9 protein-coding genes are annotated in these 13,606 nt (G+C 43.7%); 2 read left to right on the top strand and 7 right to left on the bottom strand.

Features of this window, described 5'->3' with window-relative positions:
• Positions 1–401 precede the first annotated feature (401 nt).
• From ACFE93_RS31310 to ACFE93_RS31285, 6 genes are all read right to left on the bottom strand, one after another.
• Entirely contained in the window at positions 402–1,880 is a 1,479-nt protein-coding gene (locus tag ACFE93_RS31310) for an alpha-amylase (protein WP_375479499.1), read from the bottom strand.
• 112 nt (positions 1,881–1,992) lie between these two features.
• Positions 1,993–2,619: a DUF1003 domain-containing protein gene (locus ACFE93_RS31305; RefSeq protein ID WP_375479497.1), complete on the bottom strand. Its 627-nt coding sequence runs from the start codon at positions 2,617–2,619 to the stop codon at positions 1,993–1,995.
• Between the two features lie 184 nt (positions 2,620–2,803).
• Positions 2,804–5,038 carry a glycoside hydrolase gene (locus ACFE93_RS31300; protein ID WP_375479495.1) on the bottom strand — a complete coding sequence of 745 codons (2,235 nt, stop codon included), beginning with the start codon at positions 5,036–5,038 and terminating at the stop codon, positions 2,804–2,806.
• 78 nt (positions 5,039–5,116) lie between these two features.
• Positions 5,117–5,347 (bottom strand): NifU family protein, encoded by a 231-nt coding sequence (locus ACFE93_RS31295; protein ID WP_012408256.1) that lies wholly within the window; start codon positions 5,345–5,347, stop codon positions 5,117–5,119.
• Positions 5,348–6,030: 683 nt separating this feature from the next.
• A complete protein-coding gene (locus ACFE93_RS31290; RefSeq protein WP_375479493.1) occupies positions 6,031–7,794 on the bottom strand; it encodes a sensor histidine kinase in 1,764 nt (587 codons plus the stop codon).
• A 177-nt stretch (positions 7,795–7,971) separates the two neighbouring features.
• Positions 7,972–8,208 carry a hypothetical protein gene (locus ACFE93_RS31285; RefSeq protein ID WP_375479491.1) on the bottom strand — a complete coding sequence of 79 codons (237 nt, stop codon included), beginning with the start codon at positions 8,206–8,208 and terminating at the stop codon, positions 7,972–7,974.
• Between the two features lie 552 nt (positions 8,209–8,760).
• Here ACFE93_RS31285 and lepA point away from each other — a divergent pair.
• Together lepA and ACFE93_RS31275 are read left to right on the top strand one after the other, a co-directional pair.
• Entirely contained in the window at positions 8,761–10,572 is a 1,812-nt protein-coding gene (gene lepA, locus ACFE93_RS31280) for a translation elongation factor 4 (protein WP_375479489.1), read from the top strand.
• Positions 10,573–10,803: 231 nt separating this feature from the next.
• Positions 10,804–11,991: a glycosyltransferase family 4 protein gene (locus ACFE93_RS31275; protein ID WP_375479487.1), complete on the top strand. Its 1,188-nt coding sequence runs from the start codon at positions 10,804–10,806 to the stop codon at positions 11,989–11,991.
• A 227-nt stretch (positions 11,992–12,218) separates the two neighbouring features.
• Here ACFE93_RS31275 and larC read toward each other — a convergent pair whose 3' ends face one another.
• Positions 12,219–13,508 (bottom strand): nickel pincer cofactor biosynthesis protein LarC, encoded by a 1,290-nt coding sequence (larC, locus tag ACFE93_RS31270; RefSeq protein ID WP_375479485.1) that lies wholly within the window; start codon positions 13,506–13,508, stop codon positions 12,219–12,221.
• Positions 13,509–13,606 lie beyond the last annotated feature (98 nt).

Genomic DNA, 13,606 nt, shown 5'->3' with positions numbered 1-13,606 from the left:
GAGTTTTTTCTTTGAATCCTTTTATTCAGAATACCCGGAAAGTGACAGAAGAGGGATACCAAAGTCAACGCAACCAATTACTATTTCTATAGTCACTTTCCTGGCGCACAGTTTGGACATCGAATGGTCATTTTTATGCCCCATGCACATATCAAAAAGGCGATCACCGCAGAGGCTGGTTCGTATACAATACCCATTTTCAGCAGTTAGCAGAATCGCTGACAAGGTTTAATGAAGGGGATTCAGACCCCTTCTGACTTGAAGCCACTCAACTGTCGTTCAATGAGGGCTTTATACCCTTACTCCTTTCAGTCGTGGACAGAGGGCAGAGTGTATCCTTGTGCCTCCTACCCTCTGCCTTTGTTAGTAATCTTTCTGCATGAATGCTACTAAAACTCCGACTACGACTGTGGAACCCACACAGAAACAGAACCAGCATTGCAGCGAAAATCAGCCCAGCCCTCATCATTGGTTGTGACAGGTTCGCTGATATGTTCAGTGATGTCAATGTAAGTAGTGTTGGGTTGCCCAACTTCCATCCACTTGGTTCCCTCTCCCCCATTACTCAGAACAACTGCCATACCGCCAGGATGTTCTTCATCTCCTAAGCGTGTCCAGCCGATTGTATTAGGGTGGTCGAAATAATCGTATTGGTCTCCATAGGCATAGGTTTGACGAGCGTGCAAAAATTTATCAATTATCCATTGATGACTATCGAGCCAAATCTCGTACTCATTGCCATCTGGGCCCTTATCCTTGTAATTAGCACCATAGTAATCGGCATAGAAGATACAGGGATAACCCTCACTTCGCAGTAGGATCAACGCATAAGCCAACGGTTTAAACCAGCTTTCTACTACAGACTCCAACGACTGCAAGGGTTGAGAATCATGATTGTCTACTAAGGTGACGGCTAAAGTAGGTTGCTGTTGCACCAAGGTGTTATCAAATATCTGCCGCATATCGTAGTCATTGCCTTGTGTACTGGCAGCGCTAAAGTTATAGTGCAATGGCGCATCAAACAACATTACATCGCCACCAGTGATGTTAAGGAAATGGTGGAGCGCTTCAACTTCATAAGACCAATATTCACCAACGGCAAACAGATCGCGACCTGCCTTTTGGCGACAGTGAACCAGCCATTCTGGGAAAAAGCCAGCTCTAACGTGTTTAACTGCATCAAAACGAAAGCCATCTATATCAGTGGTTTCTACAAACCACTCACCCCAGTCATTCAACGCCTCGCGCACTTCTGGACTCTCCATATCCAGATCGCATCCCATGAGATAGTCGAAAGCGCCCTTTTCTAGGTCAACGTTGTCGTCAAAGTGTTTATCTTTGAACAGATAAACTGCGTTCTCACCTTCGTTGTAAATATTGTAATCAACTGCGTCGAAGTGCCACCAGTGCCATTCCATATCAGAGTATTTGCCTTGACGACCTGGAAAGGTAAAGTGAGTCCACACTTTAATCGTCTGCATCTCACCGATGGGCTGGTTGCGATCGTCTGGATTATAAGGCGTTGCTTCCACCTCTTCTTCTTTGTCTGCACCTAACTTGTGGTTAAGGACAACATCAGCATACACTCGAATACCAGCAGCTTTTGCCGCCTTGACAGCAGCGATATACTCTTCTTTTGTGCCGTACTTGGTCCGAACCGAGCCTTTCTGGTCAAACTCGCCTAAATCGTAGATATCATAGACACTGTAGCCGACATCGAAGCCACCTGTTGTTCCTTTATAAGCTGGGGGTAGCCAAACAGATGTAACACCTGCATCAGCTAAGTCTTTGACTTTCTCTTTAAACTCATTCCAAAGATTTCCATCGGGAGGGATATACCAATGGAAGTACTGCATCATTACACCATTCAGTTGAGCCATGTGTATCCCTCTAGTAAAATTTCCGATAAATTGTGATTTCCAACACAAAGACTATACATTAAGTTTTATTTTTTGTCTTTCAATAAAAACAAAAGTCTACTAGAAACTGGGATCAACTCATATTGTTTTCTTCCGTGGATGACAGCTCTTCAGCTAGGTTTTTCTGGAGTGCTGACAATACTGCGAGCGGGTCAGTCGGTTCCTGCATCAATTCAGCTTCAGAATCATGCCGATCGATCACATTAGGCAAATCGGTACGGAGTTCTTCTAATAGAGCAATAATCTTGGCAATTTTTTGCTCGGAGAGCAGGTTAAGTTGTAGCATCAATTGCGCCCGTTGTTCGGCAAAGTTTTCTTGGCGAGTTTGTCGTACCAGTACTCCGGTTGAGATCACCAATGCAGCTGCGTCTAAGCCTTGACCTGACCAGCTAAACGGGGGCAGATTGAATGGCAAAAAGCGATCAAAAAAACTACTAAAAATCCAGATAGCCAGTATGACTAGCAAACTATACAGAAATATCGATCGCCCAAAGAATGTAGCGATCGCTTCTAGTATCCGTTGGTGGACGGGAATATCTCGAACTTCCTGAGTATGAAGTGAAATAATCGCTTCAATATTTTTTGCAATCGGGTCTGGTAATGGAGCCGTGATCACTTGATTTCGAGAAGCTTTCTCCTTGGGTTTGTTAACACTTGAACTAAAGTATCCGTTGGCTGTGTCGTCTGCGTTATGGGTCATGCACCAACTCCTAAATCTCGATGTTATTCGATTATTGCTTATCTTCCACTGAGAATAGCGTTATACCCCAACGCAGGCGATCGCATCTTAATACTGCTCGATTAAGAATATAGGACTTACGCAATTAGGGGCGTACATATGTACGCCCCTAATTGGTATTTTGTAAAACCAAATGTATTGAGTTCTAAGGCACCTCAATGGGAATCAAAGCATTTTCTGGCAAATAGTTGGAAAAACGCCCTTCATCTGCAAGCACCAAAATCAGGCGTAGAGGATAATCTGGCGGAACTTGCAAGTCTGCCCACGGCACTGCTAACTCTAAACAACTATTTAAAGCTACTTGAGCGCGACTGAAACGGGGATGCCATTGAGAATTGTCTCCAGCTTCCCGAAACTGAATCGATTGCGTCAGCAAGTTAACTTCCAGAAGATGGTGGAAAAGGTAATTAAGTGGGGCTGCATCTGGTACATCTGCCAAAGGTACTGGACTATTGACCATTGTTTTTTCTGGATAGAACCACAGCAAATTCAACTCTGTTGGCAAATCCTGCCCTGGTGCAGCGCCACTTTTAAAGTCCAGCCGTAAATAGAAATTCAGGTGATCCACCCCATACCAAAGTCGCTGGATGATGCTGCTATTGTGCATCGTTCCCCGCGCCCCGCCGATTTCTATGCGTCCAGCTTTGTCCCAGTCTTGTTCGTCACCTCTACCATCAATCACGGGATGAATAAACCCTTGTGGGGTATGGTTTCCCTGTGCTTGGTGGTTTTCCACTGGTTGCTTGAGATAAGGCGGTACAGGTTCATTTAATGCCTTGTAAATGCCAAACAGATGTTCTCGAAACAAGCGATCAAAGATGGCATCCTGATTTGAGGAGTGTCCCGCACCAAACCACCAGAACCAGTCGGAACCCTCTGCTGCATACAATGCTTCCCATGCTTCTGGATTGTTTTCTTCTGTCGCTTCGGGATGACTTGCGAGCATTTTCCTGGCTTCTGTCAAATAATCCCAAGCACGATTTTTGGCGGGATCGCCGATCCAAGTCGTGAAACTGCCATCCACCCAAGAACCACTATGTAGTTCTCCTCCGGGAATGGTGGCTGTGGCTGGAAATTCTTCGAGAAATTCAGAGACGGTGACGAGTTTGAGGCGAGGTTCATCGCTCAGACTTTGATATAAAGCTTCTAGAAAGGGTTTGCCATCTTGGGGATAAAATTCCCAGCAATTCTCGCCATCTAAAGCGATGGTAACTAGCCAAGGTTGTTCGCTTTGGCTGTCTCTTTGCATTTTAGCGATCGCTTGCAAATGTCCCACTAAATCTGCTGCTGCCTGTTTTGCTGGCATAGCGCTGTAGGTAAAGCCAATCAAATCTGATAATCTATGGTCACGAAACACTATTGACAAGTCACCCTCTGCGGTTTGCAGGCGATACGGTTGGTACAGCAGTTCTGGTTGCTGCACATTCCCTGCCCCATCCCGATGGAAAAAGTGTTTCAGCGTCCATCCTAAGACGGCTTCATCCGAGCATATCCACTTAAATCCTTGGTTAATAATGTCTGGAAGTATCTGTGGACTTACTGATTGTTCCGAAGGCCACAAACCACGAGGTATCTGTCCAAAGCGGTCTTTATAAAAGTTCCAAGCTTTCCGCAAGTGGCGGGGAATATCTTCTGCCCACTGAAAGCGTTGCTTAGGTAGTGTCATTTTGGGCACAGCTACCCGACCGGAGTTAGTATCAGCTAGCAACGGCAAAATCGGGTGGGTGTAAGGCGTGGTGGTAACTTCTAGCTGCCCCGCCTCCTGCATTTTCCGATGTTGGGGAATAATTCGGCTGAGGATTTCTCGCTGTTTGGAATAAATGCGCTGGCGATCGCTTAAAGTAAAATTCCGACCCTGTTTTAACCAAGCAGCAATTTGTGGGTCATCCCAAAATAGCGGATCGATCCAAGCCAAATTGTGCCAAGCTAGCAAATCACCATAATCTGACAACTCCCAATTTGCTAAACACCAAGCTTGCCCTTTTTCCTGCCTTTGTTGGTACAACTGGGCATAGCGGGGATGAGGATCGATCAGGGTATGGTGATTGGCATCAAAAAAGTGTTGGATAATAAATTCGCGCTGTTGGTAGGTGAGTTGTTCATCCGGCGTTAAACTGGCTGTGAGATAAGGGTCAAAAGCAGTGCCAGCAATATAATCTTCAAGTTGCAATATCAGTGATGGAACTAAATTCACCGTTTGGTGTAACTTAGGATATCGCTCTAAGAGTAATACTAAATCCAGATAATCTTTAGTTCCATGCAAACGTACCCAAGGTAGGCGGTACTGCTGACTTGGAGATAGCGAAACGCCGCTGCCAGGAGATTTGTACAGCGGCTGATGTTGATGCCAGATAAAAGCAATGTAGAGAGGATGGGACATAAGAATGGTTAGGAGTTAAGAATGAGGAGTTAGGAGTTGATTCAAAACTCATAACTCCTAACTCCTAACTCCTAACTTTTACACCACTTGCTCAATTTCTGCAATTTCGGGAATCATTTCCTTCAGGCGGCGCTCAATACCCATTCTCAGGGTCATTGCAGAACTGGGACAAGAACCACAAGCACCTTGCAGCCGCAGTTTGACAACGGGCCCATCGAGTTCTACGAGTTCCACGTTACCGCCATCAGACATGAGATAAGGGCGCATTTCATCCAAGACTGTTTCAACGTTGTCAATTGTGAGTTCCATAGTTTAGACCTGCTAAGTTAAGGATGGGTATGGGGAATGGAAAATGGGGCATGAGGCATTGAATAATAACGATCCCTGTCACCAATGCACCCTTACTCATTAACCATTATCCAAAGTTTTATTTTTCAGCTTTGTTAAATCGATCCTAAATCTAGTTGCCGCTAGATTGTCAGGTGTCAGTTTTTAATGACTTTTGACTAAACCACTGCTGGTTTTAGCAACTTGAGATTAGATTAGCTGAAACATTGTTTTCCTTTGAGCCTCCTACTTTACTCTAGCCTTTAGGTTCTGTTTTGCAGTCCAACGGAAGACAGGATTTTATGCTCCTCAGTACACTCACTATAAAAAAGGAATCAAAAATCTATTTTTCGTAGGTGGAGTAAAGCCGAGCAAAAGCCAATATTTAGGCGTTTGTGGTATTTTGTTCTTCAACCGAATGGCATTAAGTTAAGATACAGCCTTTGCCCCAACTGGTTAAGAGCCGACAATAAGTCTTTGGGCTTTTCTTAGTGCCATTCGTTCTTCAACCCAATCTATAATTATATAACTCTAATGGCTAGGGACAGAACTCTTGCCAATTTCAAATTTAGTTATTAAATAATAATTGCTCAAATCGCTGTAAATTTAAAATCTCAAAACCCAGTATTGGTAATGTTCCAAATGACCAATGACCAATAACTAAATCAACACTCAGCACTACTTGTTGAGTCGCTATCATTAGACGAAACCATGACTGGTTGTTGATATAGTGGCACGGTGAATGTGACTGTTGAGCCAAGTCCTTCGCCCAAACTATAAAAATGTACCTCGCCGCCCATTGCCTCCACGAGCTTTTGGGATATTGCCAGTCCCAAACCTGTGCCGCCGTACTGGCGAGTGCGAGAACCATCCACCTGAGAGAATAATTGAAACAGTTTATCTTGTTTATCCAAGGAAACACCAATACCAGTGTCTGCTACACGTACTCTCACCATCCCAGGAAATTGCTGATCTTGAAAGTTTGCCTTTTTGAGTACTAAATCGGCGCTGACAGTGACGCCACCCTCATGAGTAAATTTGATCGCATTACCTACCAAATTGAGCATCACTTGTAGCAACCGTTGGTAGTTGCTTTGGACAATAATTTCATCGGAGGTAGCAGGCATTTGCATCAGAAAACTGAGGTTTCTCATTTCTGCTTGGGGACGCATGAAACCTTCTACATGACTGAATAGCTCATCTAGCTTGACTGGAGCGTAAGCTAGCTCCATTTTCCCAGCTTCGATTTTGGCAATGTCCAAAATATCATTGATGATGTTCAGCAGATGTATCGATAAGTGGTGAGCTTCTGCCAAAAACTGATTTTGTTCTTCTGGATCATCTGCCATCCCTTCCAAAATCAACTTCAAAAAGCCAATCATACCGTTGAGGGGGGTACGAATTTCATGGGATACATTAGCTAGAAACTCGCTTTTGAGGCGGGAAGCTTCTTCGGCTTTTTGACGCGCTATTTCTAATTCTTCATATAAAGTAGCATGAGCGATCGCAGTTCCCAATTGATCTGCTGCTTCTTTTGCCAGTTCTAATTCCGATTCTGTTAATGTGTAGCATTCATCTTGCCAATTCAAGGCAACCAATCCATTGGCTTGATCTTGATAACAAGTCGCAACTACCAAAGTTTTCTGCCGCCCAGACTCTTTGTATCCAGGTACTTCCATCATAACTGGTTCTAGGGTTGCCAAGGCTTGAGCAAAGGCAGGCTCAGAAGCTATATCTATGTCTAAGCCAAGCATTGATTTGAGTTCTTGCTGGCGATACTCAGCCTTTACCTGCACTTTGGAGCTTGAGGGCTGATAAGGACAAATAATGCAGCGTTCTAGTCGCAGTGCTTTCCCCAAACTGTCAACTGTTTGCTGCCAAATAATATCTAAATCCAATGTCCGGCGAATATTTCTGGTAATGCGATTTACGAGTTTTTGGTGTTGCTGCGATCGTAAAGCCAACTCTATTTGTGTGGGCGTTTTTGATGCCGCACGCGCTTGTTTTTTGTTTAGTGTCGCTTGCACTAACCGTCCCATCACTAAAACTGTAGTGGCAGTTGTTCCCAAACTCGGCATAATCGGACTAATCACTAAGTCCAACTCAAATAATTCCTTGTGATAGCTAAACCAACATTGAAATCTTTCTGGCACCAAACTTGTCAAAATTCGGTGCAATCGTTCCAAATAAGTAACCTTATCTACCGGGGCAAAGGTTTGGGTCTGGTTCAGTTCGTCAACTATTTTTTCAAAATTTAATCCCAGGAGTTCGCTGTACTGCCAACAAAAGGTCAGATAGCGCCCAGCCCCATCTTGGGTATAAACCAACTCGGCTCCTAGAGTTGGTAATGAGCCATCAGTCTTACTGGTAACAGATTCCAGATTTTGGGAAAATACATTCGACAATTGGGAATTGGCAGTAATAGTCATTAATTGAGTTGGATAGACAAAGGGTATCCGACCGTAATTTTACTAAAGCCGCTGAAATTTATACATAAATTTTTACAGCTTTTTTGTGTTTTATTGGGTATTTTTTGGTGTTTTGGAAACCAGATTGGCAAACTTTACTTTTTTTAACTTGCATTGACATGTGAACTAATAATGGCGTCAATCGTTCCATTCACCGCGAGGAGGAACAGCAGTACGCACAGGTGTGCGCGTTAGTTCATCATCTCTAAGAATTTCACCCCGTAACCACTGGCGAATCGCTACCTCAATTACTTTGCTTGGGTCATTGGTGAGATGCTGAATTTGCTTTAGTAACTCGGAGTCTAAGCGGACAGCAATTTCTACCTTATCGGCTTGTGTATTTTCCGCTTCGGTAGTTTTCTCTCTCATATTCATAGGTTTATATACTCTGAATTCTTTGAATTGGTTTTGTCTAAAGCTTTGTAAAGTAGTTATATTCATTATTTGGGCTAATTCGCTGAAAAATTTTCAAGGGCACAGTTAAATAGTTCCCTGAAATAGCACCAAAGTAACAGCTTTAAGTTTTAAATCGCATTTTTCATATAACTGACTAGACAATGGCTCTAGAAATTTTGCCGATAGATCAGCGATTGTGGGCAATTCCCGGTCGCAATTGCCCACGATCCCTACATGTACTTATTTACATTTATTGTACGCTCCTAGCTGTTGAATACTAGCAGCGACAAATAGACTTTCATAATATTCTTAAAAGTCCACCTATTTAGATCGAAAGTTAAAGATGGGGTGAAGAGGGGCATGGGGCATCGGGCATTGGCATTGGTAAATAATAATTCCTAACTCCTAACTCAGCACTCAGAACTCGAAACTCAGCACTAAAAGCCAGGAGCGTCTTGGCTAAGAAAGCATTAAAATACATTAAGTAAATTGCCCTTTTAACTTTGGTTGCTGCTAAGGCAAAGATAGTATATGACTGACGTTCCCGCAGTTCGCATTCGCAATTTTTGTATTATTGCTCACATCGACCACGGGAAATCAACCCTCGCCGATCGCTTGCTACAAGCTACTGGCACTGTTGAAGACCGACAGATGAAGGAACAGTTTCTCGACAACATGGATCTCGAACGAGAGCGCGGCATTACAATTAAGCTGCAAGCTGCCCGGATGAACTACACAGCTAAGGATGGTCAGCAGTATGTGCTGAACCTAATTGATACTCCGGGACACGTGGATTTCTCTTATGAAGTCTCCCGCTCTCTTGTTGCTTGCGAAGGAGCGCTATTGGTAGTAGATGCGTCCCAAGGTGTGGAGGCGCAAACTTTGGCTAATGTATATTTAGCGTTAGAGAATAACCTGGAAATTATCCCGGTTTTGAATAAAATTGATTTGCCGGGGGCTGAACCAGAACGGGTAATTGGCGAAATTGAAGAAATTATCGGTCTAGATTGCAGCGGGGCGATTCAGGCTTCTGCTAAAGAAGGAATTGGTATTGATGAGATTTTAGAAGCAGTTGTCGAGCGGATACCGCCACCACCCAATACGATAAATGAACGCCTACGAGCGTTAATATTTGATAGCTATTACGACAGCTACCGGGGAGTAATTGTGTATTTCCGGGTGATGGATGGCACCGTGAAAAAAGGCGATCGCATCCATTTAATGGCATCGGGTAAAGAATTTGAAATTGATGAGTTAGGTGTCCTTTCTCCGACTCAAAAGCAAGTTGAAGAACTACACGCTGGGGAAGTAGGCTATTTGGGAGCGGCAATTAAAGCTGTCGCTGATGCACGAGTAGGAGACACAATTACCCTTAGTAAAGCAAAAGCAGATGCACCCTTACCAGGTTACGCAGAAGCGAACCCAATGGTTTTTTGCGGGATGTTCCCCATTGATGCCGATCAATTTGAAGATTTGCGCGAAGCCCTGGAAAAGCTGGAACTCAACGACGCAGCACTGCACTACGAACCAGAAACTTCCAGTGCAATGGGGTTTGGCTTCCGTTGCGGGTTCTTGGGTTTGCTGCACATGGAAATTGTCCAAGAACGTCTAGAGCGAGAGTATAATCTAGATTTAATCATTACAGCCCCCTCGGTGGTTTATAAGGTGATTACCCTGAAAGGTGAGGAACTGTACATCGATAATCCTAGCCGTTTACCTTCTCCCAACGATCGCGAAAAAATTGAAGAACCCTACGTCCAAGTAGAGATGATTACGCCGGAAACTTATGTCGGCAGCTTGATGGAGTTGTCACAAAATCGCCGTGGCATCTTCAAAGATATGAAATATCTCGCCCAAGGACGAACCACACTTACTTATGAACTACCTTTGGCGGAAGTTGTAACAGACTTTTTCGATCAGATGAAATCGCGATCGCGCGGTTATGCCAGCATGGAATATCACATCATTGGCTACCGTGAAAATCCTTTGGTGAAGCTGGATATCATGATTAACGGCGATCCTGTGGATTCCTTGGCAATGATTGTGCATCGAGATAAAGCTTACAACGTTGGGCGGGCAATGGCAGAAAAACTCAAGGAATTAATTCCCCGTCATCAATTCAAAGTGCCAATTCAGGCATCTATTGGCAGTAAAGTTATTGCCAGCGAACATATCCCCGCTCTGCGGAAAGATGTGTTAGCCAAATGCTACGGTGGTGACATCAGTCGGAAGAAAAAACTTTTGCAGAAGCAAGCAAAAGGTAAAAAGCGGATGAAATCTGTAGGTACTGTAGATGTACCCCAGGAAGCCTTTATGGCAGTACTGCGCTTGGATCAAAGCTAATAGAATTCAGGAGTCAAAAATCAGAATTCAGAATTCAGCTAAATCACGTATTGGCGCGTAGGGTAGGTTCCTCCTGCCCCCTGCCTCCTGCCCCCTGTTGATAAGCTTTAACAAAATCACTGTTAAAAAATCTAAAAATTTTAGTAAAAATACTCACTGCATTAGCCAGACTTGTATTTTTAGGTAAATGTAGTTTGTTAGATATTTATAAAGTGTTGGGGAGGCTAGTAAATGAAGATACTGGTACTGAGTTGGGAGTTTCCACCAAGGATTATTGGGGGAATTGCGCGACACGTGGCGGAGTTGTACCCGGAACTGGTAAAGCTAGGACATGAAATTCACCTGATTACAGCGGAGTTTGGTCACGCGTCGATGTATGAGGTAGTTGAAGGAGTAAAGATACATCGAGTGCCAGTGGCATATAGTAATGACTTTTTCCACTGGGTAGTCAATCTCAACCTGAGTATGGGAGATCACGGTGGTAAGTTGATTTTAGAAGAAGGGCCCTTTGATTTAATTCATGCCCATGATTGGTTAGTCGGAGATGCTGCGATCGCTCTCAAGCATAATTTTAAAATACCACTAATTGCTACAATTCACGCTACAGAATACGGACGCTATAACGGTATTCACACAGATATCCAAGGTTATATAAATGGCAAAGAAATCTTGCTAGCTTACAATGCTTGGCGAATTATTGTTTGTAGCGACTATATGCGCCAAGAAGTAGAACGAGCGCTCTACAGTCCTTGGGACAAAATCGATGTCATTTATAACGGTATCCGAGCCGAAAAGAAACAGCATCACATAGATTTTCACGCTCTGGATTTTCGCCGCCAATTTGCCACAGACGATGAAAAAATAGTTTATTACCTCGGTCGTATGACCTACGAAAAAGGTGTACCTATATTGCTCAATGCTGCACCCAAAATCCTTTCCCAAATGGGAGGGAACGTGAAATTTGTAATTGTTGGTGGTGGTAATACTGACCATCTCAAGCGCCAAGCTTGGGACTTGGGAATTTGGCATCATTGCTATTTTACCGGTTTTCTCTCCGATGAATACTTAGATAAATTTCAAACTGTCGCAGACTGCGCAGTTTTTCCGAGTCTTTACGAACCCTTTGGAATTGTAGCTTTAGAAAGCTTTGCCTCGCGTGTACCTGTAGTAGTTTCTGATACTGGTGGTTTTCCTGAAGTAGTGCAACATACCAAAACAGGCATTGTTACTTGGGCGAACAATCCCGATTCTTTAGCTTGGGGAATTTTAGAAGTGTTGAAAAATCCAGGTTATCGCCAATGGCTGATAGATAACGCTTATGAGGATTTAGAGCGACGCTTTAGCTGGCCGAAATTAGCCAAGCAAACAGAGGAAGTGTATCAGCAAGTTGTACAAGAGCGATCGCAAATAGCGTGGTAATATAGAACCCCGACTTCTTGAAGAAATCGGGGATCTAAAATTTTATTTAAACTTGCATAAATCTTTAATCAACCTTTGATGAGTATAGCCTTAACGGTAGATTGAGGCTTTTTACCAATTGGCTATTTTGGTGTAGATGAACGATTTGGTAAAAGAAAAGATTTGCAAGGTTTAATTGATGCAGCACATCAAAATATAAGACTATATGGGGTTGCGATCGCAAACTATCAGCCATTGACTAAATACCAACGCTGTAGCGCCAACCGTTGAATTTCGCGCCAGGGAATATTATGTTTTCGGGCTAAGTCTGCACAATCTTCATATTCTGGCTGCACATTTGCAATAACTTTTTCTGGTGATTGTCTCTTCCATGCTATCTTGACACGCACTTTGCCATATTCCGTTTCCACTTGTTGAATTTCCCGTTGTAAAATGGCACGTTGCTGAGTTGTTCGGCGAATGCCTAAAGTTGTAGTTTCGCGGAAGATAACGGCTTCACAACTGAGTAAGTTTTCTGGATGAGAAATCACAGTTAGCAAAATTCCCGGACGGGACTTTTTCATACCGATCGCTTGGGTAAAAACATCCAGCGCCCCAGCCGCAAACAACGCCTCAAACACATAGCCAATCGCTTGTGGACTTAAATCATCAATTTGGGTTTCTAATACCGAGATGGTTTCCAAGTTTGAGCTAGTAGCTTCAGAATCACTGAAATTTGCTTGTAAACTTGCGCTTTCACCCAACCAGAGGCGTAAAATATTTGCAATGGGTAAATTTATGGTTCCTGCTCCCAGTCCTATCTGCTTAATAGCGATCGCAGGTGGCGAACCAAAATCTCTTGCCAAAGTAGTGGCGATCGCGGCTCCTGTTGGTGTTACTAATTCTCTGTCAATCCCATTACTATAAACTGGACAACCCCGCATTTCCCACAGCTTTAATACTGCTGGTACTGGTACTGCCATCTGACCATGTGCAGCCCGAACAGTGCCGCCACCAGTCGGGAACGCCGAGCAGTAAAGTAGGGGTAATCCTTCGTTATTGCTTTCAATCCCCAACCAATCCAACCCCAGGCAAGTACCCACAATATCTACGATCGCATCTATAGCACCCACCTCATGAAAATGAACTTTTTCAGGTGAAATGCCATGCACCGCCCCTTCTGCTACCGCTAGCTGTCGGAATACCGCTAAACTCCAAGCTTCTGCCCGTGATGGCAACCCCGCTTTGAAAATCATCTGCTCTATTTCTGGCAAGTGGCGTGTGTGATGGTGACTGTGTTCGCGCTCGTGGTGATGATGGTGATGGCGATCGTCGTGTACTAAATTTACATGGATTTTAGTCGCCTGCTGACCATTCCGTTGAACAAGTTCTGCTTTTAACTGATATTCCTGTTCAATACCCAACCTATTAAGTTTTTCAATTAAATACTCCACAGAAACACCCAAACTTACCAAAGCACCTAAGCACATATCACCAGAAATTCCTGTCGGACATTGAAGATAAGCGATTTTATTCATAAAAAATTAGTCATTACTCATTTGTCATTTGTCGTGAAGCATTGGGCATTGGGCATTGGTTATTAATTATTCTCCTCTGCTCCCCCTACCTCCCCTGC

This window comes from uncultured Nostoc sp. (genome assembly GCF_964247315.1).
Classification (GTDB): domain Bacteria; phylum Cyanobacteriota; class Cyanobacteriia; order Cyanobacteriales; family Nostocaceae; genus Nostoc.
The sequence above is the reverse complement of the archived record's forward strand: the minus strand, read 5'-3'. Positions and strand labels throughout refer to the sequence as shown.

Coding starts and splice junctions, on each gene's coding strand:
- lepA (WP_375479489.1), top strand. CDS start 8,761: ATGACTGACGTTCCCGCAGTTCGCATTCGCAATTTTTGTATTATTGCT.
- larC (WP_375479485.1), bottom strand. CDS start 13,508: ATGAATAAAATCGCTTATCTTCAATGTCCGACAGGAATTTCTGGTGAT.
- ACFE93_RS31300 (WP_375479495.1), bottom strand. CDS start 5,038: ATGTCCCATCCTCTCTACATTGCTTTTATCTGGCATCAACATCAGCCG.
- ACFE93_RS31295 (WP_012408256.1), bottom strand. CDS start 5,347: ATGGAACTCACAATTGACAACGTTGAAACAGTCTTGGATGAAATGCGC.
- ACFE93_RS31285 (WP_375479491.1), bottom strand. CDS start 8,208: ATGAATATGAGAGAGAAAACTACCGAAGCGGAAAATACACAAGCCGAT.
- ACFE93_RS31290 (WP_375479493.1), bottom strand. CDS start 7,794: ATGACTATTACTGCCAATTCCCAATTGTCGAATGTATTTTCCCAAAAT.
- ACFE93_RS31275 (WP_375479487.1), top strand. CDS start 10,804: ATGAAGATACTGGTACTGAGTTGGGAGTTTCCACCAAGGATTATTGGG.
- ACFE93_RS31305 (WP_375479497.1), bottom strand. CDS start 2,619: ATGACCCATAACGCAGACGACACAGCCAACGGATACTTTAGTTCAAGT.
- ACFE93_RS31310 (WP_375479499.1), bottom strand. CDS start 1,880: ATGGCTCAACTGAATGGTGTAATGATGCAGTACTTCCATTGGTATATC.